Source organism: Streptomyces sp. NPDC050732, assembly GCF_040654255.1.
Taxonomy (GTDB): domain Bacteria; phylum Actinomycetota; class Actinomycetes; order Streptomycetales; family Streptomycetaceae; genus Streptomyces.
The window spans coordinates 60,842-84,616 of the sequence record NZ_JBFAHP010000008.1 but is presented as its reverse complement, the minus strand read 5'-3'; the positions used below and the strand labels follow the sequence as shown (position 1 = coordinate 84,616).

General features: G+C 72.1%; 20 protein-coding genes, 2 pseudogenes and 1 riboswitch. Of the genes and pseudogenes, 8 read left to right on the top strand and 14 right to left on the bottom strand.

Annotated features, from left to right (window positions below; all coding sequences use genetic code 11):
* Window positions 1-93: 93 nt before the first annotated feature.
* On the bottom strand, window positions 94-222 hold the full coding sequence (locus AB0H82_RS09505) for an LPFR motif small protein (RefSeq protein WP_263398772.1): 129 nt from the start codon (window positions 220-222) through the stop codon (window positions 94-96).
* A 365-nt stretch (window positions 223-587) separates the two neighbouring features.
* Between AB0H82_RS09505 and AB0H82_RS09500 the strand changes: the two genes are divergently transcribed.
* The 3 genes from AB0H82_RS09500 (at window position 588) to AB0H82_RS09490 (ending at window position 3,282) form a co-directional block, all read left to right on the top strand.
* The gene (locus AB0H82_RS09500) at window positions 588-1,079 is read left to right on the top strand and encodes a hemerythrin domain-containing protein (RefSeq protein ID WP_362990554.1); all 492 of its coding nucleotides are present in this window, start codon (window positions 588-590) and stop codon (window positions 1,077-1,079) included.
* 285 nt (window positions 1,080-1,364) lie between these two features.
* Entirely contained in the window at window positions 1,365-2,246 is an 882-nt protein-coding gene (locus AB0H82_RS09495) for an SGNH/GDSL hydrolase family protein (protein ID WP_362990552.1), read from the top strand.
* 172 nt (window positions 2,247-2,418) lie between these two features.
* The gene (locus AB0H82_RS09490; RefSeq protein ID WP_362990550.1) at window positions 2,419-3,282 is read left to right on the top strand and encodes an endo alpha-1,4 polygalactosaminidase; all 864 of its coding nucleotides are present in this window, start codon (window positions 2,419-2,421) and stop codon (window positions 3,280-3,282) included.
* On the opposite strand, the gene AB0H82_RS09485 is transcribed toward AB0H82_RS09490, so the two are convergent.
* The 8 genes and pseudogenes from AB0H82_RS09485 to AB0H82_RS09450 all read right to left on the bottom strand — a co-directional run bounded on the left by AB0H82_RS09485 (window position 3,261) and on the right by AB0H82_RS09450 (window position 11,999).
* On the bottom strand, window positions 3,261-4,169 hold the full coding sequence (locus AB0H82_RS09485; RefSeq protein WP_362990548.1) for an ATP-binding cassette domain-containing protein: 909 nt from the start codon (window positions 4,167-4,169) through the stop codon (window positions 3,261-3,263). The genes AB0H82_RS09490 and AB0H82_RS09485 overlap by 22 nt on opposite strands.
* The gene (gene cbiQ / locus AB0H82_RS09480; protein WP_362990546.1) at window positions 4,166-4,915 is read right to left on the bottom strand and encodes a cobalt ECF transporter T component CbiQ; all 750 of its coding nucleotides are present in this window, start codon (window positions 4,913-4,915) and stop codon (window positions 4,166-4,168) included. Before cbiQ ends, AB0H82_RS09485 begins: the two co-directional genes overlap by 4 nt.
* Window positions 4,916-4,921: 6 nt before the next feature.
* Window positions 4,922-5,329, bottom strand: coding sequence for an energy-coupling factor ABC transporter substrate-binding protein (locus AB0H82_RS09475; protein ID WP_362990544.1), 408 nt, complete (start codon window positions 5,327-5,329; stop codon window positions 4,922-4,924).
* Entirely contained in the window at window positions 5,329-6,102 is a 774-nt protein-coding gene (locus tag AB0H82_RS09470; RefSeq protein ID WP_362990542.1) for an energy-coupling factor ABC transporter permease, read from the bottom strand. Before AB0H82_RS09470 ends, AB0H82_RS09475 begins: the two co-directional genes overlap by 1 nt.
* 29 nt (window positions 6,103-6,131) lie before the next feature.
* Window positions 6,132-6,316, bottom strand: a riboswitch (cobalamin riboswitch).
* A gap of 103 nt (window positions 6,317-6,419) precedes the next feature.
* The gene (locus AB0H82_RS09465; protein WP_362990787.1) at window positions 6,420-7,235 is read right to left on the bottom strand and encodes an APH(3') family aminoglycoside O-phosphotransferase; all 816 of its coding nucleotides are present in this window, start codon (window positions 7,233-7,235) and stop codon (window positions 6,420-6,422) included.
* Between the two features lie 97 nt (window positions 7,236-7,332).
* Window positions 7,333-7,570 (bottom strand): annotated as a pseudogene (locus AB0H82_RS09460) (N-acetylmuramoyl-L-alanine amidase); the annotation flags it as partial.
* 425 nt (window positions 7,571-7,995) lie between these two features.
* Window positions 7,996-10,215 (bottom strand): MMPL family transporter, encoded by a 2,220-nt coding sequence (locus AB0H82_RS09455; protein ID WP_362990540.1) that lies wholly within the window; start codon window positions 10,213-10,215, stop codon window positions 7,996-7,998.
* Between the two features lie 368 nt (window positions 10,216-10,583).
* Entirely contained in the window at window positions 10,584-11,999 is a 1,416-nt protein-coding gene (locus tag AB0H82_RS09450; RefSeq protein WP_362990538.1) for a tetratricopeptide repeat protein, read from the bottom strand.
* A gap of 253 nt (window positions 12,000-12,252) precedes the next feature.
* Here AB0H82_RS09450 and AB0H82_RS09445 point away from each other — a divergent pair, with 253 nt between their 5' ends.
* Window positions 12,253-14,343, top strand: coding sequence for a M6 family metalloprotease domain-containing protein (locus AB0H82_RS09445; RefSeq protein ID WP_362990536.1), 2,091 nt, complete (start codon window positions 12,253-12,255; stop codon window positions 14,341-14,343).
* A gap of 21 nt (window positions 14,344-14,364) precedes the next feature.
* Here AB0H82_RS09445 and AB0H82_RS09440 read toward each other — a convergent pair whose 3' ends face one another.
* Window positions 14,365-15,522: an epoxide hydrolase family protein gene (locus tag AB0H82_RS09440; RefSeq protein ID WP_362990535.1), complete on the bottom strand. Its 1,158-nt coding sequence runs from the start codon at window positions 15,520-15,522 to the stop codon at window positions 14,365-14,367.
* A gap of 341 nt (window positions 15,523-15,863) precedes the next feature.
* Between AB0H82_RS09440 and AB0H82_RS09435 the strand changes: the two genes are divergently transcribed.
* Window positions 15,864-16,655, top strand: a complete 792-nt coding sequence (locus AB0H82_RS09435) for an arylamine N-acetyltransferase (RefSeq protein ID WP_362990533.1) — start codon at window positions 15,864-15,866, stop codon at window positions 16,653-16,655.
* A 96-nt stretch (window positions 16,656-16,751) separates the two neighbouring features.
* A complete protein-coding gene (locus AB0H82_RS09430) occupies window positions 16,752-17,228 on the top strand; it encodes a VOC family protein (protein WP_362990531.1) in 477 nt (158 codons plus the stop codon).
* Window positions 17,229-17,240: 12 nt separating this feature from the next.
* On the opposite strand, the gene AB0H82_RS09425 is transcribed toward AB0H82_RS09430, so the two are convergent.
* Window positions 17,241-17,972, bottom strand: coding sequence for a class I SAM-dependent methyltransferase (locus tag AB0H82_RS09425; RefSeq protein ID WP_362990529.1), 732 nt, complete (start codon window positions 17,970-17,972; stop codon window positions 17,241-17,243).
* Between the two features lie 152 nt (window positions 17,973-18,124).
* On the opposite strand from AB0H82_RS09425, the gene AB0H82_RS09420 reads away from it, so the two are divergent.
* Window positions 18,125-18,958 carry a hypothetical protein gene (locus tag AB0H82_RS09420; RefSeq protein ID WP_362990527.1) on the top strand — a complete coding sequence of 278 codons (834 nt, stop codon included), beginning with the start codon at window positions 18,125-18,127 and terminating at the stop codon, window positions 18,956-18,958.
* 28 nt (window positions 18,959-18,986) lie between these two features.
* On the opposite strand, the pseudogene AB0H82_RS09415 reads toward AB0H82_RS09420, so the two are convergent.
* Window positions 18,987-19,286, bottom strand: a pseudogene (locus tag AB0H82_RS09415) (GNAT family N-acetyltransferase); the annotation flags it as partial.
* A 63-nt stretch (window positions 19,287-19,349) separates the two neighbouring features.
* Complete coding sequence (locus AB0H82_RS09410) at window positions 19,350-19,898, bottom strand: winged helix-turn-helix domain-containing protein (RefSeq protein ID WP_362990525.1); 549 nt, start codon at window positions 19,896-19,898, stop codon at window positions 19,350-19,352.
* A gap of 58 nt (window positions 19,899-19,956) precedes the next feature.
* Between AB0H82_RS09410 and AB0H82_RS09405 the strand changes: the two genes are divergently transcribed.
* A complete protein-coding gene (locus AB0H82_RS09405) occupies window positions 19,957-20,919 on the top strand; it encodes a S41 family peptidase (RefSeq protein ID WP_362990523.1) in 963 nt (320 codons plus the stop codon).
* A 16-nt stretch (window positions 20,920-20,935) separates the two neighbouring features.
* Here the strand turns inward: AB0H82_RS09405 and AB0H82_RS09400 are convergent, their stop codons facing one another.
* Window positions 20,936-23,752: a hypothetical protein gene (locus AB0H82_RS09400; protein ID WP_362990521.1), complete on the bottom strand. Its 2,817-nt coding sequence runs from the start codon at window positions 23,750-23,752 to the stop codon at window positions 20,936-20,938.
* Window positions 23,753-23,775 lie beyond the last annotated feature (23 nt).

Below are 23,775 nucleotides of genomic sequence, written 5' to 3'. Positions count from 1 at the left end.
AGTGAATACTCCGGCCCCCTTCCCGTGCCCCTTTTTTCGAGTGCTTCGAGTGCTTCGAGTGCTCAGCAGCCCGATTCCGCTTTTCTCAGTTACTCAGTGGTGGCCGTGAGCGGTGTCGGAAGCTCCACCGAAGAGCCGCGCGACCGCGCGGAACGGCAGGGTGACCACCGTGGCGATGGCTCCACCGATGGCTCGGAGAACGTCTGCAATGGCCTTCAGCATGATCGGGCCTCCAAAGAGCGTGAGCTCAATAGCGGTCAATTGCCATGTGTCGCCACACAGCCTTACCACCGTCGCTTGCCCCGGAAGCGCTCACAAAAACTGGTCGGCCCCTTCGCCCCTCCGCATACTCCCTCCGCGCCCGACGAGAGGCGGATACCCCACCCGCTGGCCAGGATGAAGCCATGGTCAACAGCACAGCACGTAACGGAACCCGGCGGACCGGCGGCCTCGACGCCGTCACCACCGCCCCGTGAGCAGCGGCGGCCCTGTCCGCGGTGCCGCCACGGGTGAGCCGCGCGCACGGGGTACCCGGCTTCCGTAACGGGAGACCCCAGAGACCCCTCCCTCCAGGAAAGGCAGACCCCATGACTCCAACGCACGACGTCGTCGAGCTGATCCTCCAGGACCACCGCACGATGGAGGACCTCTTCCGCGACATGCGCAGCGTGGAGGCCGACCGGGCCGCCGCGCTCAGCGAGTTCGCGGACCTGCTGATCGCGCACGCCCTGGCGGAGGAAGCCGAGGTGTATCCGGCGCTGCGCCGGTTCAAGAACATCGACGACGAAGAGGTCGAGCACGGCGAGGAGGAGCACGAGGAGGGCAACAAGGCACTCCTCGAACTGCTTGAGGTCGAGGACGTCGGTTCGGACGAGTGGGACGAGAAGCTGGAGAACCTCGTCGAGGCCGTGAACCACCACACGGACGAGGAAGAGCGCACGATCCTCAACGGCGCCCGCGAGAACGTCGCCATGGAACGGCGGGAGGAACTCGGCGTGGCGTTCCTCAAGGAGCGCGACAAGCAACTGTCCGCGCACTGCGGCAGCGTGGACAACATCCGCCGCATCCTCAAGGACTGATCCGCGAGGTCTGATCCGCATGGACTGATCCGCAACAAGGACTGAATTCCGGACATCGATGCCCATGGGGGCGAGCAGCCAGGCCGCTACTCGCCCCCATCGGCATGTCCGGGGCCGGCCGAGTGGTGAGTTTGTCACCCAAGTGCCAAGGCCACGGGCGTGGATGCGCATGCGTACGCGTAGTGCACCGCAGAATCGTGCTCTATCTTGCACAAGCCTTTCCTGAGCACCCCCTCACGCACTCGTGCCTCGCACCCCCACTCCCCCCTCCCTCAGGAGAACCCCATGCGCATGCCCGCCCCGCGTCGCACAGTGGCGGCCCTGGCCGCCGTCACGGGAATCGCCGCTCTCGGTCTCGGCGCCGGACCCGCGGCCGCCGACACCAAGGCTCCGTTGCGCTACGTCGCCCTCGGCGACAGCTACAGCGCCGGTTCGGGCGTGTTGCCCCTCGATCAAGGCGCTCCTCTCGTGTGCGCCCGCACCTCGCTGAACTATCCGCACCTGCTCGCCGCGTCGACCGGCGCCCAGCTGACCGACGTGACCTGTGGCGGTGCGCAGACCAAGGACTTCACCACGTCCCAGTACCCGGGCGTCCCCCCGCAGTTCGACGCGCTGAAGAGCGACACGGAGCTGGTGACGCTCACCATCGGCGGCAACGACAACAACACGTTCATCAACTCGATCCTCGCCTGCGGCAGCGCGGGCATCCTCTCGGGCGGCAAGGGCAGCCCCTGCAAGGACACCTACGGCGACAAGTTCAAGGACGAGATCGAGACGAAGACATACCCGGCGATCAAGGCCTCCCTCAACCAGATCAAGGCCAGATCGCCGAAGGCCGAGGTCGCGATCCTCGGCTACCCGTGGATCACCCCCGCCAAGGCCGTGCCCGGCTGCTTCGCCAAGCTGCCCATCGCGGACGGTGACGTCCCCTACCTCCGGGACCTGCAGACGCACTTGAACGGTGCGGCGCAGCGGGCCGCCCACGAGACCGGCGCCACGTTCGTCGACCTGGCCGCCGCGTCCGACGCGCACGACGCCTGCCGCCCGGTCGGTCAGCGCTGGATCGAGCCGGTCCTCTTCGGCACGAACTTCGTGCCCGTGCACCCCAACGCCCTCGGCGAGGCCGGAATGGCCAAGGAGGCGGCCAAGGCACTGAACCTGTCCTGACCGGCCGCCCGGCGCACGGGCCGAGCGCGGGGGCTGCGATCCTGTTCGGGTGAACGGGATCAAGTGGCGTACCAGCAGGAACCGCTCCGCGCGGAGCGGCGGGACCCCTTCCGCGCGGCGGTCGGCAGGCGCGTCGGGCGCCCCGCGCGGCCGGGGCGGCAGGAGCGGACGCGTGCGGGCCGGTGTGGGCGGCGCGCTGCTCCTCGCCCTCCTCGCCGGGTGCTCGACCGGTGGTTCGGACACACCCGGCGGCTCCGGCGGTTCGGGTGACACCGGCGGGTCCGGCACGTCCGGCACCTCCGGCCGCGACCGCGTCCGACAGCCGCCGGTCGACGCGGCCTTCGACTACCAGTTGGGCGGCCCGTACGCGCCGCCGCCGAAGGTGCGCGCCGTCTCGCGCGACCGCACCGCCGACCCCGTTCCGGGCCGCTACAACATCTGTTACGTCAACGCCTTCCAGGCCCAGCCGGGCAAGGAGGCGGCGCGCTGGTGGCAGCGCGAGCACGGTTCTCTTCTCCTGCGCGACGAGGGGGGCCGCAAGGTCGTCGACGAGGACTGGCAGGAGCCTCTGCTCGACATCTCCACGGAGAAGAAGCGCGCGGCCCTCGCCGAGATCGTCGGCTCGTGGATCGACGGCTGCGCGAAGGCGGGCTTCGACGCGGTGGAGCCCGACAACCTCGACTCCTACGAACGCTCGGACGGCCTGCTCACCACCGACGACGCGGCCGCGTTCGCCCGCCTCCTCGCCCAGCGCGCGCACCGGCAGGGCCTGGCCATCGCCCAGAAGAACACCACCGACCTGCTGGACCGCCGCGAGCGGATCGGCTTCGACTTCGCCGTGACCGAGGAGTGCGCGCGCTACAAGGAGTGCCAGGACTTCGCGTCCGCGTACGACGGGAAGGTCTTCGACATCGAGTACGTGACGAAGGACTTCGACACCGCCTGCCGCACCTGGGGCGAGAAGCTGTCCGTGACACTGCGCGACCGCGATGTCCTGGCCGCCGGCGAGGACGGCTACGTGTACCGGCACTGCTGAGAGCCCCGGCCGCGGGCTCCGGCAGCCAGGGCCGCCAACTCCTCCGCCGTACGCGGCGCCTTCCCCGCCTCCGCCTCCCCCGCGAGGCCGCACGTGCGCAGCAGCTCGCCGACGGCGATGCCCCACGGCAGGTGCAGCCCGGCCGCGGCCAGGAGGTCCCGCCGGGCCAGCGTCTCGGCCACCGGTCCCGTCCGCACCCCGGAGGGTGTGAGCAGCGCCGCGTCGTCGGCCCAGCGCAGGGCCAGATCGACGTCATGGGTCGCCATGACCACGGTCGTCCCGGCGTCCCGCAGCCGCCGCAGGGTGGCGAGGAGGCGTTCCTGGCCGTCGGGGTCGAGGCCCGCGGTCGGCTCGTCGAGGATGAGCACGCGGGGGCGCATCGCCACGGCTCCGGCGATGGCGGTCCGCTTCCGCTGGCCGTAGGAGAGCAGATGGGTGGGCCGGTCGGCGAGGGCGGCGATGTCGAGGGCGGCGAGCGCCTCGGCGACCCGGGCCCGGACCTCGGTGTCGGACAGGCCGAGGTTCAAGGGGCCGAAGGAGACGTCCTGTTCGACCGAGGCGGCGAACAGCTGGTCGTCCGGGTCCTGCACCACCAGCTGCACGGTCGTGCGCAGCCGGGTCAGGCCCTTGCGGCCGTACGTGACGGGGACGCCCTCGACCGTCAACTCGCCGGAGGCGGGCCGCAGGCCGCCGCTGAGCAGTCGCATGAGGGTGGTCTTGCCGCTGCCGTTGCGGCCGAGCAGGGCGAGGGCACGGCCCTCGACGACATCGAAGTCCAGGCCGCTGAGCACGGTGGGCCCGTCCTCGTACGCGTAGGACACCGCGCGGAGAGCGACCAAGGGCCGACCCGGGGTGCTCGTGGCACTCGTGGCACCCGTGGTGCTCATGGAAGGAACCTTTCCAGTACGAGGGTCAGGGCCACCAGGCCCATGAGGAGTGCCGCGCCCGCGGCGATGAAGGGCCGGGAGATGCGGGCCTCGGGCACGAGGACGCGCAGGGTGCCGTCGTAGCCGCGCCCGGCGAGCCCGGCCTGCAGCCGGCTCGCCCGGTCGAAGGCGCGCACGAACGCGGTGGCGCCGAGACCGGCGAGCGAGCGCCAGGTGGCGGCACGCGTGGTGTGGCCGAGCCGGGCGGCCTGCGCCTGCCGGATCCGGCCCATGGAGTCCAGGAGCAGGAAGCTCATCCGGTACGTGACGAGTGCCACGTCCACGACCGGCGCGGGCACCCCCGCCTTCACCAGGCGGGGCAGCAGGTCCGACATGGGTGTGGTGAAGGCGAACAGGAGCACGCCGAGCGAGGCCGCGGAGGTCCGCAGGAGCAGACCGCCCGCGCGCGCCGGGCCGCCGTCCGCGAACGCCACGAACCCGTCGGGGCCGCCGACCTGGACGAGCAGGGTCAGTGCGCCGGTCACGCAGAAGCCGAGCGGCACGCGGTAGGCGCGCCACAGCTTGCCGGGCGGCACGCCCGCCGGGCCGAGCAGCAGGGCGAGCGCGGCGACCAGCACCAGGACGGCGCCCGGCCAGGGCGGCAGCGAGATCGCCAGGACGGTGAGGCCGATACCGAGCACGGCCTTGTCCACGGGATGCCGGCGGCGCCAGCGACTGCTGTGCGCCGCCGCGTCGATGGGCAGCACGCCGGGTCAGACCCGCTCGGTCCCGGGCCGGGGGCCGCCCGCGTCGACCGGCTCGTCGGAGCCGTCCGACGCCTCCAGCCTTGCCGCCTCCGGCTGGTCCGCTTCCGTGCGCGCCTGTTCCGCGCCCTGGCGGCGGCCCTTGCGCAGCCCGAAGTAGTAGGCGAGGACGCCCGCGCCGATGGCCGCCTGGAGGGCGAACAGCGCCGACTCGACTTCGCCGGACGGGGGTTCGTACAGCGGTGAGAACCACGGTTCGTAGTCCGGTTCGATCTCGGTGATCGCCGTCTCGGCCTGGGCGTCGGCACCGGCGAACGGCTCTTCCTCGTCGTCGCCGAGGCCGAGCGCCAGGGGCAGCACCGCGAGCGCGGCGACGATGAGGAGCAGCAATGTGTTGATCTTCGCGTTCCGGCTCATCAGGCGCTGGCCCCCGTCTGCGTCTCGGACGTCTCGGATGTCTTGGACGTCTCGGTGGTCTTCGGCGTCCCGGTCGTGTCGGGCGTCTCGGGCGTCGTGGCGCTTCGCTTGCCCCGCAGCAGTACGCCGAGGCGGGTGAGTTCGCCCTTGCTGGACTGCACGAGCAGGCGCATCACCAGGACGGTGAGCAGGCCCTCGCTGACCGCCAGGGGGATCTGGGTGACGGCGAAGATGCCGCCGAACTTGCCCAGGGCGCCCAGGAATCCGCTGCCGGGGTCGGGGAACGCCAGGGCCAGCTGGACGCTGGTGACGCAGTACGTGGTCAGGTCGGCGACGAACGCCCCGAAGAACACGGTGACCATGAGCGGCACGTCGTACCGCCTGAGGAGCCGGTAGACCGCGTAACCCGCCCAGGGGCCGATGATCGCCATGGAGAACACGTTGGCGCCCAGGGTGGTGAGTCCGCCGTGGGCGAGCAGCAGTGCCTGGAAGAGCAGGGTGATGGTGCCGAGCACCGTCATGATCGGTGGCCGGAACAGGATCGCCCCGAGCCCGGTCCCCGTCGGGTGCGAGCAACTGCCCGTCACCGAGGGGATCTTCAACGCGGAAAGGACGAACGTGAAGGCCCCGGAGGCACCGAGGAGCAGTGTGCTCTCCGGGTGCTCCTTGACTTCACGGGTCAGGGAGCGGACTCCGTGGACGACGAACGGCGCGGACGCTACGCCCCAGGCGATCGCGTGCGCCGGCGGGAGGAAACCCTCGGCTATGTGCATGGCTCAGCAGACCCTCTCCAGCACCTCGTGGATGGACAACGTGCCTTGGCCGGTCTCCTGGCTGACGGGTCGTACCGACCGGACTCCGCCTTCCCGGGTACGTGTGCACCCAGTGGCTGCCGCTAGGGCTGGAGCCGGACTTCCCGATCACAGTGGCGAGGGCCGCACCGGCATCACACCGGATTTCCCGAGCACCAAGGCGTGGTGACACTAGTGCGCAAAGATCTGCCTGACAACTTGCGCGGTGGTCGCGGCGGTGGCACACCCGAGCGCACACCACCACCGCGTACGCCCCTGCTCAGAGGCCGTCCGCCCGGTCAGAAGAATTCGTCGAGCAGCCGGTAGAAGTCCAGTTTCCCCTTGTCGGCCTCGACCGCCGCCCGCTCCTCGTACCGCCGCAGGAACCGTTCGGCACACCCGGGCCCGAACCAGGGGTCCTCCTCGTGCGTCAACTCCCGCAGCAGGATGGCGAGATCGGTGTGCCGGTCCGCCCTGCCGAGCCGGGCGACGTCGATGACTCCGGTGACGCGGCAGGTGCCGGGGTCGAGCAGGACGTTCTCCGGGGTGAGGTCGCCGTGGGTGACGACCGGGTCCTCCGCCGCCGGGCGGGTGCGGCGCAGCTCGTCGAGGAGGCGCTGCCCGGTCCAGCCGGCGCGATCCTCGTCGAGGTCGTCCAGGTCCAGGAGGTTCTCGGCCACATTGCGGGCGGCCTGCTCCATGGTGACCGGCAGGGTGCGGTCGAACGGGCAGCCCTCCGGGGGCAGTCGGTGCAGGGCCACGGCGAGGTCGGCGAGCGACTCGGCCACCGCGAACCGCTGCTCCGGTGGCCACTCGTCGGCGGCCGGCCTGCCGGGCACCGCCTCCGTCACCAGCCATGCCACGTGGTCGTCGGCGCCCCGCTCGACGATGCGCGGCACGGGGATGCCCCGGCCGGCGAGCCAGGCCAGGCGGTCGGCCTCGCCCGGCAGGTCGGAGGGCGAGCCGTCGTACGTGACCGGGGCGGTCTTCACGTACAACTCGGGTTCGCTCGCGCCCGTTCCGGTGAGGTGGTGCACCTCGGCGCCCGACGCGCCGTCCGTCGCGGGGGTCCATCGGTACGCGGCGTACCTCCGCCGCAGCTCGCTGCTCATGATCGGCATCATGGCAGGCGGCTCCCCGCGGCTCCCACTCGATATTTCGGGGGGGCGTTGCTCCATTGCCGATGCGAACGTCAACGGTTCGCGGCGAAGGTCATCTCCCCTGGAGCCGGGCGGCGGCTTCTCTGGTCGCCGGCATCTCGGCGCTCAGGGGCACGCCGGGGCAGAACGTGGCGTAGCCGTCCTTGTGGGCCGCGACCGTGTGGAAGACCGCCTGGGTCGACGCCCGCGAGGCCGAGCTTCCAGCCAGCGAGCGCCGCGACGCCCGTCGAACCCCGGTTGAAGCCCCGCGCGTGCGCCCCGACGACAGGCTTGTCGATGCCGCCCGCGCGCTGCGCGGGGGCGCCGCGCGGAACGCCGCGTACGACGAGGGCACCGGGCGCGCGGGCCGAGCGGCGGCGGGCATGACGGAGCGGTGTCCGGGGACGGTCGTCGGAGGGAGGTTCCGCGGTCGTCGGCGGGCACCGCGGGGTCGACGCCTGCCGCGCAGGCCAGCAGCAGGCCGACGGCCGTCGCACCGGGCAGCACCCCCAGCGCGCCGCGCAGGGCGTGGGGCACCCGCGACGCGGACCGCGCGGGGAGGACACACATGGTGTCAGCTTCCGGCCGGCGCGCCCGGACGGCTGCGGCAGTCGGCGCAACCGGCGGGACCCGTCGGCGGACGCGGGGAAAAAGAACCGGGCGGGCCGGCCGGGACGCTCCCCCACTGGTCAGTGGGGGTGTCCCGGCCGGCCCGCCCGTGCGGGGCGGCGGTGTGTCACCGGCCCACGGGTGCGAGCTCCCGGTCCGTCTCGGCGTCCGGCGAACCGGTGTCACCGAGGTTCTTGTGGAGCTTCTCGCCCTCCACGTCCACGTTCGGCAGCGCCTTGTCCAGCCAGCGCGGCAGCCACCAGGCGGCCTTGCCGAGCAGCGCGAGGACCGCCGGCACGATCGCCATGCGGACGACGAAGGCGTCGAAGAGGACGGCGACGGCCAGGCCGAAGCCCATCATCTTGATCATGTCGTCGTTCTCCATGATGAAGCCGGAGAAGACGCTGATCATGATGACCGCGGCCGCGGCCACGACCCGTCCGCCGTGGGTGAAGCCGGTGACGACCGACTCGCCTGGGCGCGCCCCGTGGACGTACGCCTCGCGCATCCGCGTCACGAGGAAGACCTCGTAGTCCATCGCCAGGCCGAAGACCACACCGATCATGAAGATCGGCATCATGCTCATGATCGGGCCCGGCTGGTCGACGCCCACGACGTCCGCGAGCCAGCCCCACTGGAAGACCGCGACGACGGCGCCGAGGGCGGCGGCCACCGAGAGCAGGAAGCCGAGCGCCGCCTTGAGCGGGACCAGGATCGAGCGGAAGACCAGCATCAGGAGCAGGAAGGCCAGGCCGACGACGAGACCGAGGTAGGGCAGGAGTGCGTCGTCCAGGGTCTGCGAGAAGTCGATGGTCATCGCGGTCTGGCCGGTGACCAGGATCTCGGAGCCGGTGTCGGACCCGATGCCGTCGGCGGTCGAGCGGATCGTCTTGACCAGTTCCTCGGTGTCGTGGTCGCTCGGTCCGGTCTCCGGGACGACGTTCATGATCGCGGTGTCCCCGGCCTTGTTGGGCTGGGCGGGCGTCACCGCGGCGACGCCGTCGATCTTGGCGATCGAGTCGCCGACGGTCTTGGCGGCTCCCGCCACGTCGGCGTCCTTGCTGATGGTGACCATCAGCGGGCCGTTGAAGCCGGCGCCGAAGGACTCCGACAGCATGTCGTACGCCTTGCGCTGGGTGGTGTCCGGCGCGGACGAGCCCTCGTCGGGCAGGCCGAGTTCCAGGCTGGCGGCCGGGACGGCCACGGCACCGAGGCCGATGACGGCGACGAGGAGCACGGAGAGCGGGTGGCGCAGTACGAAGCGCGCCCAGCGGGTGCCGAGCTTCGGCTTGGCGTTCGGGTCCTGGAGCTCGCTCGCGGACTTCTTGCGGTCCTTGCGGCGCAGTACCTTGCGGCCCGCGAAGCCGAGCAGCGCGGGGATCATGGTGAGCGCGATGAGGACGGCGATCACGACGGTGGCCGCCGCGGCCAGGCCCATCTTGGTGAGGATGGGGATGTTGACGATGGCGAGGCCCGAGAGGGCGACGACGACGGTGAGGCCGGCGAACACCACGGCGGAGCCCGCGGTTCCGGTGGCCCGGCCCGCCGCTTCCTCGGGTTCGCGGCCCTCGGCTATCTCCGCTCGGTAGCGGGAGACGATGAAGAGGGCGTAGTCGATGCCGACGGCGAGGCCGATCATCATCGCGAGCGTGGAGGTCGTGGCGGAGAGGTCGAGGGTGCTGCCGAGCGCCGCGATGCCGGAGATGCCGATGGTCACGCCGATGATCGCGGTCAGCAGCGGCATGCCCGCGGCGACCAGCGACCCGAAGGTGAGGATCAGGACGATCGCGGATATCGCGATGCCGATGAGCTCGGCGCTGCCGCCCATCTCCTGCTCGGCCATGACGGCGTCACCGCCGGTCTCGACCGTCAGGCCCGCGTCGCGGGTCTGGTCGGTGGCCTTGGTGAGCGCGTCCCTGGCCTCGTCGGTGAGCTCGGTGGCGGGCACCTTGTAGGTGACCGACGCGTAGGCGGTGGAGCCGTCCTTGCTGACGGTCTTGGCCTTGAACGGGTCGTCGACCGAGCCGACCTGCGGGCCCTTGCCGATGGCCGCGACCATCTTCTCGACCTCGGCCTTGGGCTTGGCGGAGTCGATCTTCTCGCCCTCGGGGGCGCGGATGACGACACGGGCGCTCGCGCCGTCGGCACTGGCGTCGGGGAAGCGCTTCTCCAGCAGGTCGAAGGCCTTCTGCGATTCCGTTCCCGGCATCGAGAAGGAGTCTTCGGGTGCGGCAGGGGCGGCCGAGGCGGCGAAGATGGCACCGGCCATCAGCCCTACCCAGAGCAACGCCACATAGCGGCGTCGCCGGAAGGCAAGGCGGCCTAGTTTGTACAGGAACGTAGCCACGGCGAAAGGGACTCCCGTCGAGTTCGGCAGGCGTGGACGACCCTCTGCCGGTGCGATCGGCGCACGTCAGCGGGTCCAGCAGGATTTCCTCTCCATCCTCACTGCCGAATGGGGGCCGCAAGTCCGCCTGCAAGCCGGACTATCGGCCCACGGTCGCTGTACTGCACTGCACGCGGTGTCATCCCATGGGAGGAGAGCGGATCTCCCTTTCTAGGCCACAGGGTGCAGTCACGTGTCAACGGTTTCTTCATCATTGGCGCGGAACGTTCGACTCCCCTTTTGTCCCGGCCCAGCTCGGCCGGTATGTCTGCACCACACACGCATCGGTGCCGGGAGGCGGCGGAATCCGCTGATGGCCGGATTCCGCCTCAGCGCTTGAGGGCCGCCATGCCCTCGGCCGCCTGGTCCGCCGCCGTGGCGCGGGCCGCGGCGGCCTGCGCGCCCTCGCCCAGCGCGTCGGCGAGACGCGCCCGCGCCAGCCAGTTGTACGGGCAGACGGGGCGCAGGTTGACGCGCTCGCTCAGCAGGGTGCGGGCCAGTTCGTGGCGGCCCGCGCGCAGGGCGGCCTCCAGCAGGGTCTTGTGCACGGCGTCGCGCTGGGCGTGGCTTCCGCCGTACTCGCCCAGGCGGTGCCGGACGGGGACCAGGAGGTCCACGGCCCGGTCGTAGTGCTGGTTTCCGAAGGCGATCAGCGCGCGGCAGACGGGCAGTCCGACGTCCGCGGTCATGGCGTGGTTCGACAGGCGCGGTCCGCCCGCGACATATCGCTCGCGGTCGCGCACCAGGCGTTCGGCTTCCGCGGTGCGGCCCGCGCCGGTGTACGCCATCACCGCGTGCACGTCGTTGAAGGCGTAGTACGCGCCGTCGTGGCGGGCGGCCCAGGCGTCGGCGAGCCGCTGCCACCGGTCCCCCGCGTCCCGGCCCGCCAGGTGCAGCCGCCACAGGAGCGCCGCGGCGTCCAGGAGTTCCATCGCCGCGCCCGTCGATCCGGCGTGGTGCAGGGCGCTGTCGTAGATGTCCAGTACGCGGGAGACGTCGCCGGCCTCCAGGGCGTAGAGGCAGTAGTGCCACCAGTTGTGCACGTTCAGGTAGTTGCCCGCCGCCCAGTCCGCGGCGCGCGCGTCCAGATAGCGGATGCCGTCGGCGAACCGGCCCTGCATCTCGTAGGTGTGCACCACGGCGTGGATGGCCCACACGTCGCGCGGCCGCCGGTCGACGGCCGCCAGGCCCGTCTCCCTGGCCTGTTCGTAGTGGCCGGCTTCCTCCAGGCCGAAGGCGTACATGCCGAGGACGGGGCCGTAGTGCGGGTCCGTCGTGTCCCAGGCGGAGAGCGCGCCGCCGATGCGGTCGCGCAGCCGTGGCGCGTTGCCGGTGAAGAAGTCGATCTGGTGACCGACCGCCAGGGCGAGCACGTCGCGCGGGTACTCCACGGAGATCTCGCCGAGCACCCGGCCCGCCCGGTGGAGGTCGCCCTTGAGCCAGGCGGTGGCGGCGGCGACATGCATGCGTTCGCGCGGTGTCATCTCGCCGCGGTGGGCGTGTTCCTTGAAGCGCTCGAAGGTGTCGCGGGCGTCGGCGGCGTCCTTCTCCTCGGTGCCGAGCAGTCCGAGGTGGGCGGCGAGGACATGGCCCATGACCGAGCGCGGCGCGGCGGAAAGGACCCGGTCGGCCGCGTCGGCCACCTCGGCGCGGAAGAACAACAGGTGTTCCAGGGCTTGCTCGTAGTGGCCGGCGGCCTCGGTGCTGGTGCGTGACATCGGGTGACCGTGCCGGTCGCCTGCCATGGTCGGCTCCTTCCGCGGGGAGGCGCCGGGCGGCCCGGTGGGCGGTCCGCCCGGCGACAGGAACCCCATCCTGCCCGCCTCGGCGGCGCTTGACGCACCGTGACCGGTGCGTGGCACGCCACGGGGGGCGGTCTCGGCAGGCACTCTGGCATCACCGCTGCGCGCGGCCTACCTTGGCAGCGGTGGACGCACCACTCGAACGGCTTGTCATGCACTTGTCCATTTTGTCCCGGCAAGAGGCACGAGGTGAGCCATGTTCCTCCGGCACAGATCCCGCGCGCACACGCGCTCCGCACACGGACGCCCGGCCCGGCGCACCACCGTCGTCGCCGCCGTCCTCGCCACGCTGGCGGCCGCCGCCGTCGGCACCGCCCGGGCGACGCCCGACGACACCGGCCGGGCCGGCGAGGCACGGCCCTCCCTGACCCGGCCCATCGACCCGCAGAACTGGCGCAACCCCGACGACATGACCTGGCGCGAGTACCGCTCCGTGCCCGGCACGGACTGGGCCGACCCCGGCCTCGAACCCACCGATCGGACCGTCAGGGGCGCACTGGTACTCCTCGACTACCCCGACGAGGAGTTCACCGTCAGCAGACCGCCCGGCTCGACCGTCTTCGGCAACCCCCAGCCCACCGCCGCCAACGTCCCGCGCGGTCAACTGCCCCAGTTCTACGAGGACTTCCTCAACAAGCCGGGCGCGCTGAACCGCGGCCACACCATCAACGAGTACTGGATGGAGGACTCCGGCGGCCGCGTCGGAGTCGACCTGGAGGCCTTCGGCGTGTACCGCATGCCGTTCAAGTCCTTCCAGTACGGCATCGAGCCCGGCATGAACCCCGGTGCCTGCCCGACCGTCACCACCTGCGGCAAGGACATCCGCGCCAACGGCAGGGCGGCCTGGGTCGCCGAGGTCGGCGAGGAGAAGGCCGCCGGGTTCGACTTCGTCTTCTATCTCACCGCAGGGCAGGACGAGTCCTCCACCTGGCAGGAGTTCGGCCAGATGAAGTTCGGCTCCGAGGGACAGGTACCGGCCGCCTGGGGGCCGCCCTCCCCCATCGCCTCCGGCGGCAACTCCGCCGCCACCCGCTATGTGCCATGGACCTCCTGGCAGGCCGCGGCCCGGATCTGGCCCAACGCCACCGCAGGCTCCTCCACCCAGGCCGAGAGCTCCGGCATGGGGGTGTATGCCCATGAGCTCAGCCACATCCTGGGCATCGGCGACAACTACAACAACCCCTACGGCAAGCCCCTGAGCCGCGCCTACACCGGCATCTGGAGCATGCTCTCGCGCGGCTCGTTCAACGGACCGGGCGGGCCGCACACCCGCTGGAAGATCCCGGCCACCGAAGGCGGCTCGATGGGCTCCCAGCACATCCTGCGGGACAAGCTCCAGCTCGACATCGTCGACGAGAAGAACGTGCTGCGCCTGGACCGCGACGCGCTCGACGAATCCGGCGTGGCCGTCGCCAAGGTCACCGCCCGCTCCGCGCCGCCCGGCGCGAAGGGCCTGGCCGGCGTCAACATCGCCATGTCGCGCGACCTGTCCCCCGCCTGCGACCGCGACACGGACCCGCTGTGCGACGGCGGCGGCTACCAGAACTACACCCTTGAGGTCGTGGACCGCATGGGCATGGACTCCTTCACCCCGGACAACGGCGTGCTGATCACCAAGACCAAGAACGAGGACAAGGCCCCGTTCGCCTGGGTGATCGACGCCCACCCCGAGGACATCGACATGGTGGACTTCATACGCCCCGACGGCACCCCGCAGAAGATCACCATGGGCGACTACCGCCAGCTCAGCGACGCCCTCTTCCACGCCGGTGCGGACTCCGGCAGTTCCTACGAGTACGTCGACCGTGCCAACCGCCTGCACTTCTTCGTCACCGACATCCACCGCACCCGCTCGGGCGTGCTCTCCTACACGCTCGCCGTGAAGTCCCTGGACGGCGCGGGCCCGCAGCGCCGCGGCACCGCGCTGGGCCGCGGCAAGGCGGCGGGCGACCCCGTCAAGAGCCGCGCGACCTGCACCTTCCCGCTGACCAACACCGGCCGCGCGATGGCCGATCCGCCGGGCGACCACCCCGAGGACGTGGCCCGCTACCTCGATTCCGACGTCTACCGGCTGTCCGCGAAGGCCGCCGGCCGCGGCTGGTCCGCCTGGCTGCCCAACAAGCTGACCACCGCCAGGGCGGGCTCCACGGTCGATGTGGACGTCGCCGTCGCCGCGAAGCCGGACGCCCGCCCGCAGGGCCGCCTCACCCTCACCGCCCGCTCGGTGAGCGACCCGCACAAGACGGCCGAGGCCACCTGCGCGCTGGTGAGGAAGGGCGGCCGCTGACAGTGCGTTCTTCCGCCCCTGTCAGGCCGTGGGCCGCAAGGGGCGGAAGAACTCGCGCAGTTCGCGTGCCACCTGGTCCGGTTCCTCGTGTGCCATGAAGTGGCCTCCGTTGTGCGGGGTGCTCCAGTGGCGCAGGTCCGTGAAGACGCGCTCGGCGAGGCTCTTCGGGTAGTGCGCGAAGGCCGGTTCGTGGCTGAGGGTGACGGCGCCGGGCACCGTGATGGGCGGCACGGGCGTGTTGTGCCGTACGTAGTCGTAGTACTGGCGGAAGGAGGAGCCGATGCTGCCGGTGGCCCAGTAGAGGGTGGCGACGGTCAGCAGGGTGTCCTTGTTCCAGCGCGCCTCCAGATCGCCGTCGCAGTCGCTCCAGTCGCGGTACTTGTCGATGATCCAGGCGAGCAGGCCGGCCGGGGAGTCCCGCAGCGCGGCGGCGATCGTGTCGGGCCGGGTGCACATGATCTCGCTGTAGCCCTGGTCCTCGGCGTCGTACGCGTCGAGGTGGTCGAGGTAGGCCCGCTCCTCGGCGGTCGGCGGTCGCGCGTCGAAGTCGGCGGAGACCACCGCGGAGGTGATGTGCACGCCCACGACCTCGCCGGGGTACAGGGCGCCGAGCCACTGGGTGACGCCTCCCCCGATGTCCCCGCCGAAGGCGCCGAAGCGGCGGTGGCCGAGGGTCTTCGTCATCAGCTCGTGCCAGATCCCCGCGACGCCTCGGCGGGTGAAGGGGCCTTGCGGCAGCCCGGAGTGGAGGAACCCGGGCAGGGAGGGCACGACCACGTCGAACGCGTCGGCGGGGTCGCCGCCGTGGCCGGCCGGGTCGGCGAGCCGCCGTGCGAGGGGCAGCATCTCGACGTAGCTGCTCGGCCAGCCGTGGCTCAGGATCAGCGGCAGCGGCGCGGGCGCGCCCTCGGGCCGCACTCCGCGCAGGTGCACGAAGTGCACGCGGGTGCCCGCGACGTCGGCGACGCGGTGTGGGAAGGAGTTGAGCGCGGCCTCGGCGGCACGCCAGTCGAAGCCGTCCGCCCAGTAGGAGACGAGCTCGCTCAGATAGCCGGGGTCGGTGCCCGCGGCCCAGTAGGTGGGATCGGAGGCCGCGGTGAAGAGGGTGCGCCGAAGGCGCGTGCGCAGGTCGTCGAGGACGTCGTCCGGGACGGAGACCTGGAAGGGCGTGGCGTTCACGGTGGTTCGGTTCCTTCGCTCAGGAGGATGCGATGAGGATGCGATGTCGATGTCTCGATCGCAGCGGGGCGCTCCTGGCGGTGGCGTCGAGCCCGTGACGTGGGACGTCAGGCGATGGGACGTCAGACGGGGCTGGGGACGCGGACTGCGGTCAGGAGGGCCCGGGCGGGGTGGCGCGTGCTGTGTCGCGCGGTCATCGGGCTCACCTCCTCGCGTCTCTCGTGCGGCACGGCGCCGGGCGGGGCGCGCGCTTCGCCGGTGAGCATACACACGTACCGCCGCGCGGCACCCGCCATTAACGTCATGGCCCTGGCGGCGTCCATCCGGCGACACTGGTGCCCATGGACACCGAACAGACCGACGCCTACCTGCGGCGCATCGGCATCGAACGCCCCGCGGGCCCCACGACGCGAGCCCTCCGCGACCTGCATCTGGCGCATCTGCGCAGCGTTCCCTTCGAGAACCTCTCGATCCACCTCGGCGAGGACATCGAGCTCACCGACAAGGCCCTGGTGGCGAAGGTGGTGGACGCGCGCAGGGGCGGCTTCTGCTACGAGCTCAACGGCGCCTTCGCCGCCCTCCTGAGGGCCCTCGGCTTCGACGTCGCGCTGCTGCAGGCCCGGGTGTACGACGACACCGGAGAGCCCGGCATCCCCTACGACCACCTCGCTCTCCGCGTGCGCACCGAGGACGGCGGGGACTGGCTGGCCGACATCGGCTTCGGTGCCCACAGCCATCTGCCGCTCGCCTTCGCCGACCGGGGCGAGCAGGCCGACCCCGGCGGGACGTTCCGCATCGCGGAGGCTGCGGAGGGCGACCTTCAGGTCCTCAAGGACGGCAAGCCGCAGTACCTGGTCGACCGGCGCCCGCGCGCGCTGGCCGACTTCAAGGTGGGTGCCTGGTACCACCGGACCTCACCGGACTCCCACTTCACGCGCTCCCTGGTCTGCTCCCGCATCACCGGGAGCGGCGGCCGGATCACCCTCGGCGGGCGCACCCTCACCACGACCGTGGACGGCGAGCGGCGCACGGCCGAGCTGACCACGGAGGCGGAGGTGCTCGCGGCGTACGACCGGCATTTCGGCATCGTGCTGGAACGGGAGCCGCAGCTGCGCCCGTCGGAGAGGACATGATCTCGGCGGGTGGCGATGAGTTCCGGGCGGTGTGACGGTCCACATAGGCAGACATCAGGAGCGGGCAGGACCGCCGCGTACCGACAGGAGAGCACCATGCCCAGGATCACGCCCAGCCTCTGGTTCGACCTGCAGAGCGAGGAAGCGGCGAAGTTCTACGTCTCGGTCTTCCCGAACTCGGAGATCACGAACGTGACGTACTACGGGGAAGGCGGCCCGCGCCCCGCAGGCACCGTCCTGACCGTGGAGTTCTCCCTCGACGGCCGGGCGTTCACGGCGCTCAACGGCGGCCCGGAGTTCACGTTCGACGAGGCCGTCTCCTTCCAGATCGACTGCGCCGACCAGGCAGAGGTCGACCACTACTGGACGAAGCTCTCCGCGGGCGGCCAGGAGGGTCCCTGCGGGTGGCTCAAGGACAAGTACGGCCTGTCCTGGCAGGTCGTACCCACCGCGCTCGGCGAGCTCCTCGCCGACCCGGACGCAGAGCGGGCACAGCGCGCCATGCGGGCGATGCTCGGCATGGGGAAGCTCGATGTGGCGGCGCTCCGCGCGGCGGCCGACGGCAAGGCGTAGCGGATCGCGCGGCTACGCCTTCCTGGCCACCACCAGGCGCCAGCGGGGGCTGCCGTCGGGACGCCGCCCGAACTCCTCCAGGGGGCGCAGCCGCACGTCGAAGCCCGCGTCGGCGAGGTCCTCGCGCACTCCGCCGAGCGGGAAGGTCCGGTAGTACATGACGAACGGCGGCCGCCACAGGCGGTTCCGCACGCGCATCACACCGTCGAAGCCGAGCAGCGCCCAGTACCAGGGCGAGGTGAAGGGCTGCGGGGCGCCGACGGGGAACGCGAAGAGGCCGCCGGGGCGCAGCGCCCGGTGGACGCCCGCGAAGAGGGCGGGCCGCTCGGTGGGCAGGAAGTGACCGAACGCCCCGAAGCTGACGGCGAGGTCGAAGCCCTCGGAGAACGGCAGGGCGCGGGCGTCGGCCCGCACCCAGTCGACCGCGGGCCCGCCGGGACCCGGTTCCGGGACGGTGTCCGCGGCGGCCGCCAGCATGCCCGCGCTGAAGTCCACGCCGGTGACCCGCTCGCGGCACAGCGGCAGCAGCGTCCCGACGCCGGCGCCGGTTCCGCAGCACACGTCGAGGCCCGCGTCGAAGGGGCCGAGGGGGCGCAGCGCGTCGGCTGTCGCCCGCAGGAATCGGCCAGGCGTGCGGAAGGGCGTGCGGTCGAATTTGGGGGCGAGCAGGTCGTATCCGTGCTCGGTGGACGAGAACGCCTGAACGGCGAGTTCACGCAGCGTGGGACCCTCGGAGGAGAACATCGGCACCAGGGTAGTCAGCGGGGGCGGCGCACGGGTCCACGGCGGAGCGGCGACGTGGCCGGATACCGCCACGAGGTCTACCGGGGGGTGGCAGAGGTCGGGTAGAGGTGCACGTCTGCCCCAGACCCGTTCACCGCTCCCGGAGGTGCCCCATGGCCACAGACCGGCACAGGACAAGGACCGCATCGGGCAAGACCCGGTTCGACGACATCTACGACCGGCCGGACCCGCGGGCCTACTTCCGGACGCTGGCGCCCTACGAGTACGAGATCCCGCAGCACGCCCAGGCGGTCTTCCGCCGCACCCGCGAGCTGCGGGCACGGCTGTCCGGCGGCGAGGGCCCGGTGACGGTCCTGGACCTGTGCTGCTCGTACGGCATCAACGCGGCCCTGCTCAACCACGACCTGACGCTCGCCGACCTGTACGCGCACTACACGTCGGACGAGGCCGCCGCCCTCACGCCGCACGAACTCATCGAGCGTGACAAGGAGTTCTACGCCTCGCGGCGGCGCCCCGACGCCACCCCGGTCATCGGGCTCGACCTGGCGGAGAACGCCACACGGTACGCGCTGGACGCGGGCCTCCTCGACGAGGCGTATGCCGAGAACCTGGAGCGGCACCCGCCCAGCCAGCAGCTGCGCCAGGCGGTCGCCCGCACCGGTCTGATCACGGTCACCGGCGGCATCGGCTACATCTCGCACCGCACTTTCGACGCGCTGCTCGACTGCGCTCGGCTGCCGGTCTGGGTGAGCGCGTTCGTGCTGCGGACGGTGCCCTATGGGCGCATCGCCGAGACGCTGGCCGCGCACGGCCTCGACACCGCGACGGACTTCTCACGGACCTATACGCAGCGGCTCTTCACCAGCCCCGAGGAGCGTCGCGACGCCATCCGTCAAGTGATCCTGGCGGGTGAGGATCCCGAGGGGTACGAGTCGGAGGGCCGCTATCACACGCGGCTGCACGAGTCGCGCCCGCGCGGCGACTGACCCGGCCGCCGCTCCCGCCCGGCGGGCTTCAGAGCGTCAGGGCGTAGCCGGTCCCCGGGCGGCCGTCGAGCGGGACCTCCCCGACGGGCACGAAGCCGGCGCGGATGAGCACGGCCCGTGAGCCCGGGTTGTCGAGCGTCGTGGCGGCACGCAGCACGGTCAGGCCGTACGCGGTGACAGCGAGGTCGCGGACCCGGCGGACGGCCCGGGTCGCCAGTCCCCCGCCCGCGGCCTTCTCCGCGACGCGGTAGCCGAGTTCGGCGCTGCCGTCCGCGACGTCGACGAGGTTGACCCGCCCGACGATCTCGCCGCCGTCGTCCACCAGCAGGCGTGATCGGCCCGGAGGAGCTGGAGCTCGGGGGCGGCTGAGAGTGCGGGGGATGCGAGAACTCTACGCAGGGCTCCCGCCCGGCCGTACCTGCTCGTACATCGCCACCAGCACGCCGTGCACGGGCTGTTCGGCCGCGTCGTCCTCGGTCTCGTCGACCAACCGGGCGAGGGTGTCGGCGAGTTCCCTGGCCTTGTCGGGACTGAGCCGCACATGCCGCAGGGACAGGGTGGTCCGCGGGGACCGCCCCAGCTCCTGGGCCACGGCGCCGAGCATGGCGGCGGTCCCCTCCGTCCGCGGCTCGGCGACGGCCATGCGTTCGGCGACCCGCTGGTAGTACTGCTCGGTGCCGCCCCTGACCTTGCGGGTCTCGGCCACACGGACAAGCCCGGCGGTGCGCAGCACCTTGAGGTGGTGCGCCACGTTGCCCTTGCCGGTGTCCAGGCGTGTCGCCAACTGGCTGATGGTGGCGGGCTCGTGTCCCAGCGAGAAGAGCAGCCGCTGCCGCAGGGGGTGCGCCAGCGCGGCGTGCTGCTCCGGTGACTCGATCTCGACGACCTGGCGCGGCGGGGGCTGTCGATGCGGCGGGCACTGCTGGGGCTGATCGGACATGCGTCAAGTGTCCAATGTTCTTGACGCTTTCGGAAGAGGGCTGTTCTACTCCCCTGCCATGACCACCGTCACCCAGCGGCTCAGCGTCGCACCCGTCGTCGAGGCGACCGCCCAACTCGTCCACAGCCACTATGTGTTCCCCGAGCTCGCCGAGCGTCTTGGCGCCTTGTTGCGGACCCGTCTCGCCGACGGCGCGTACGACGTCGAGGACCCCGCCGACCTGGCCCGCCTGGTCACCACGGACCTCCAGTCCCTCAACGGCGACCTTCACCTGCGCCTCAAACACCACGCCCGGCAGGTGCCCGTCGAGCAGGGCGCGGCCGCCCTGTCGGCGATGCGCGAGAAGTTCGACTCCTCGCTGGGCGGCGCGCCCCGCGTGGAGCTCCTGGACGGCCGGGTCGCGCTGCTCGAACTGGCTCCGGCCCTGTTCCCGCTGTCCTGGTCCGCCGGGCCCCTGGGGGCCGCGCTCACGCTGGTCGCCCCGGCCGACGCCCTGATCCTCGATCTGCGCGCCAACACGGGAGGGGCCCCGGACACGGTCGCGTTCGTCTGCGCGCATCTGCTGGACCGGCGCACCCACCTCAACTCCATGTACTGGCGCGAGGGCGAGCGACTCGAACAGTCCTGGAGTCCCGCGCACGTGCCGGGCGCCCGCTTCGGCGGCAGCAAGCCGCTCTACGTACTGACCAGCGGCCACACCTTCTCCGCCGCTGAGGAACTCGCGTACGACCTCCAGCAGTTGGGCCGGGCGGTCGTCGTCGGCGAGACGACCGGTGGCGGGGCGCATCCGCGCGAGGGGTGGACGGTGCATCCGCACCTGGAGGCGACCGTCCCGGTGGGCAGGGCCGTCAATCCCGTGTCGGGCACCAATTGGGAGGGCACGGGCGTACGTCCGGACGTGCCCTGCGCCGCCTCCGACGCCCGTGACCGGGCCCGTGCACTGGCGCTGGCGCGGCTCGACGCACGGGGCGCCGAGCCGCGCCCACGGGCGGCCGACCCGGCGGACCCGCCGCTGGGTTGACCGCATGCGTGCCGCCCTACGAGGCGTCGCGCACCGTTCCGGTGACCACCGGGCCCGGCTGCGGCTCCCAGTTCTCGTCGTAGACGTGGAGCTGGGCCTTCAGGGATTCGTCCGGTTCGCTCGCCCGGTCCTTGACGGTGGGCACGCGCACTTCGGCGGTCTTCTTGCCCGCGGGCACCGAGATGTACAGGCCCTGGCCCTCCGCCATTGTGGACAGCGGCCGCGCCGGGCGGGGCCGCGCGCCGAACTCGGACTCCAGCCAGCGCGGGTCCACGTCCAGGGTGGACAGCTCCGTGCCGCGGTCGACGGGCAGGAAGGAGAGCTCGGCCATCACGTCCACGTCGACGGGCTCCGAGAGCGTCATCCGCCACGTCAGCGGCTTGCCCTCGGTCACCCGGTCCTTGACGGGTTCGAGCGTGATCTTCGGCATGGGGTCGTCGTTGCGTGCCGTCACCCCGCCGTGGTGGGAGCCCACCACCGCGCCGCGTACCGCCTTGACGTACGCGTCGTGCGTGACGTCGTAGCCGTAGCGGGTGTCGCCGCGCACCTCGACCGGCACGTCGACGCTGTCACCGGGTCGCACGGTCACCGTCCGGTGCGTGAATCCGTCCGTGCCGGGCTTGGGCACGGACAGCCGGACCTTGCCGCTGCCCTGGCCCGAGACGCGCACCGGGACGTGGTAGGTGCGGACACCGGAGTCGCCTTCGTCGACGGTCAGCCGGCCCATGTCGACGCGCGCCAGTTCGGCCGGGCGCACGGCGGGGGTGCCCGGGCGCCAGCCCCAGGCGTCCATCAGCCACGCCTTGCCCGAGCGGGTGCGCGGGGTGAGCTCCAGGGTCGTGATGTGCTTGAGGTCCAGCGTGTTCCGGGCCGCCGACGACAGCGGTACGCGGACCTCGCGCCCCCAGTAGGAAGCGGTCCGGCCGCTGCCCGGCAGTCCGTCGACGCTGATCCGGCCGAGCTTCGCCCGGTGGCCCGACGCGTCGGCGAGGGAGACGTCGAACCGGGTCCCGGTGGTGTTGGGCGGCACGATCACCCGCAGCGCCACGTCCTTGGCGCCCGCGAGCGACACGGGACGTGCGGGGCTCACCCGCACCGGGTCCCCGGCCCGCGACCAGCGCATCGCCACCGCGTCACGGCCGGGTTCCGGCGCGACCTCCCAGGGGGCGAAGTGCGGTGAGCTTCCGGCCGTTCGCGACGGCAGGCAGGCCTCGGCGTCCGCGGCGGCCACCTGGGCGCACAGGCGTCCGCCCTTGACCTTCGTGGAGGCGCCGGGCAGCAGCGCCTGGGTGCGGTGCCCGCCGACGGCGTGGGTCAGCACCCGCGCGGGGTCCGCGGAGGGGGCACGCCGGCCGGAGCCGTCGAGGAGGGGCCGCACCCGGTCGTCGCCCGCGACGAACAGCCGGGCCGAGGCGGCTATGTACGTGGCCCCCGCGGCCTGCTGCCGCGACGCGGTCAGCCGGGTGCCCGCACCCTTCGAGCAGACCGGGTCGGAGGTGCCGTCGGACGGGAAGTCGTCCTCGGCGGGTGCGGTGGCCTGGCCCGGAGTCCACTCGCTGTTGAAGAAGTTGTGGTTGGCGCCGACCATGTACACCGCGCTGTGGAGGGCGGCGCCACGGCTGACGCCGCGCGTTCCGTCGACGTAGATCTCGCCCTGGAGGTCGGACACGTCTCCGTCGCAGCCCGGCAGGATCGTCGTGGAGGGCACGTCGGGGACCGGGTTCTGGCCGAAGACGGTGGGGCCTATCAGCACATTGCCGCGGATCTTCCAGCGGACCGGGCCGCGGTGGCCGTCCTGGTCGGCGGGCGGCCGGGAAAGGCTGTCCAGCGCGGCGCGGTTGACGCCCTCGCCGCCCCGGGAGTGCCCGACGAGCAGGACGCGGGACAGATCGGCCGGTGCGACGCCGCGCACCGCGGCGGGGGCGGTGGACCGCTTCTCCGCCCAGTCCGCCCAGCGGGCGAGGTGCAGCCGCACCAGCGAGGAACGGGCCTGCGCGCCGCCGTCCTCGGCGAGGTCGTCCTGGCCGTTGATGCCGTTGGCGGCGATGGACACGGTCACGTAGCCCTGGGAGGCCAGGAGCTTCTGCGCGCGGTGATAGCCCTTCTCACTCGGCACCGGCTTCGTGCCGGGCTTGCAGGGCCACCCCATGCCCTGCTGGTCTCCGGCGCCGTAGCAGGTGTAGTGGCGGCCGTGCAGGAACAGGGCCAGCGGCCGCTTCCCCGGGGCGTCGGCCGGGCCGATCACGTCGGCCTTCATCTCCACGGGCGCCGGGAAGCCCGGCAGCCGTACCGAATCGAGCGTGTACGTGCCCGTGACAGTGCGGTAGCGGCCCGGCTTTCCGGGGTCGACGCCGTTGGCGGGCGCGGGTGCCGGGGGCCGGACGACGGGGTCGGGGCGCGGTCCGCGCAACTCGGCGCCGGTCCCGGCCTCGTCCAGGCGGCGGCCGGCGGCCAGCACCTTCAGCTGCTTCGCCGGGCCGATGCGCGCGCCGTTCAGCGGCAGCCGGAAGGAGCGCCTGTCCTGCGCCGCCACCGGCCGGCCGAGGAGCTTGTCCCCGGCGTAGAACTCGACCCGCGCGTCCCCCATGGGGACCGGGTCGGGCGAGGCCCACACGAGTTCCTTTCCCGCGCCTTCCCCGGCGAGCCGCCAGCCTTCCGGCAGGCCCTTGCCGTCGTCTCCGGCCGACGCGGGCGCCGGGGGCGGCCCGGGCACCGGCGGGTCGGCGGACGGCAGCGCCTGGGCGGCACCCGGCGACACCGCCGCGAGGGCGAGCACCGCCAATGCCGCGGTCGCCGCTCGTGCGACACGTCTCAACGTGGTTCTCCTCGTCATCACGCACCTCAGAGCACGCGTTC

What these genes read in the sequence shown, in the direction of transcription:
- AB0H82_RS09400 (WP_362990521.1), bottom strand. Translation starts at nt 23,752, where the DNA reads ATGACGAGGAGAACCACGTTGAGACGTGTCGCACGAGCGGCGACCGCG.
- AB0H82_RS09430 (WP_362990531.1), top strand. Translation starts at nt 16,752, where the DNA reads ATGCCCAGGATCACGCCCAGCCTCTGGTTCGACCTGCAGAGCGAGGAA.
- AB0H82_RS09410 (WP_362990525.1), bottom strand. Translation starts at nt 19,898, where the DNA reads ATGTCCGATCAGCCCCAGCAGTGCCCGCCGCATCGACAGCCCCCGCCG.
- AB0H82_RS09485 (WP_362990548.1), bottom strand. Translation starts at nt 4,169, where the DNA reads ATGAGCACCACGGGTGCCACGAGTGCCACGAGCACCCCGGGTCGGCCC.
- AB0H82_RS09505 (WP_263398772.1), bottom strand. Translation starts at nt 222, where the DNA reads ATGCTGAAGGCCATTGCAGACGTTCTCCGAGCCATCGGTGGAGCCATC.
- AB0H82_RS09445 (WP_362990536.1), top strand. Translation starts at nt 12,253, where the DNA reads ATGTTCCTCCGGCACAGATCCCGCGCGCACACGCGCTCCGCACACGGA.
- AB0H82_RS09425 (WP_362990529.1), bottom strand. Translation starts at nt 17,972, where the DNA reads ATGTTCTCCTCCGAGGGTCCCACGCTGCGTGAACTCGCCGTTCAGGCG.
- AB0H82_RS09475 (WP_362990544.1), bottom strand. Translation starts at nt 5,329, where the DNA reads ATGAGCCGGAACGCGAAGATCAACACATTGCTGCTCCTCATCGTCGCC.
- AB0H82_RS09420 (WP_362990527.1), top strand. Translation starts at nt 18,125, where the DNA reads ATGGCCACAGACCGGCACAGGACAAGGACCGCATCGGGCAAGACCCGG.
- AB0H82_RS09435 (WP_362990533.1), top strand. Translation starts at nt 15,864, where the DNA reads ATGGACACCGAACAGACCGACGCCTACCTGCGGCGCATCGGCATCGAA.
- AB0H82_RS09405 (WP_362990523.1), top strand. Translation starts at nt 19,957, where the DNA reads ATGACCACCGTCACCCAGCGGCTCAGCGTCGCACCCGTCGTCGAGGCG.
- AB0H82_RS09470 (WP_362990542.1), bottom strand. Translation starts at nt 6,102, where the DNA reads ATGCACATAGCCGAGGGTTTCCTCCCGCCGGCGCACGCGATCGCCTGG.
- AB0H82_RS09500 (WP_362990554.1), top strand. Translation starts at nt 588, where the DNA reads ATGACTCCAACGCACGACGTCGTCGAGCTGATCCTCCAGGACCACCGC.
- AB0H82_RS09450 (WP_362990538.1), bottom strand. Translation starts at nt 11,999, where the DNA reads ATGGCAGGCGACCGGCACGGTCACCCGATGTCACGCACCAGCACCGAG.
- AB0H82_RS09495 (WP_362990552.1), top strand. Translation starts at nt 1,365, where the DNA reads ATGCGCATGCCCGCCCCGCGTCGCACAGTGGCGGCCCTGGCCGCCGTC.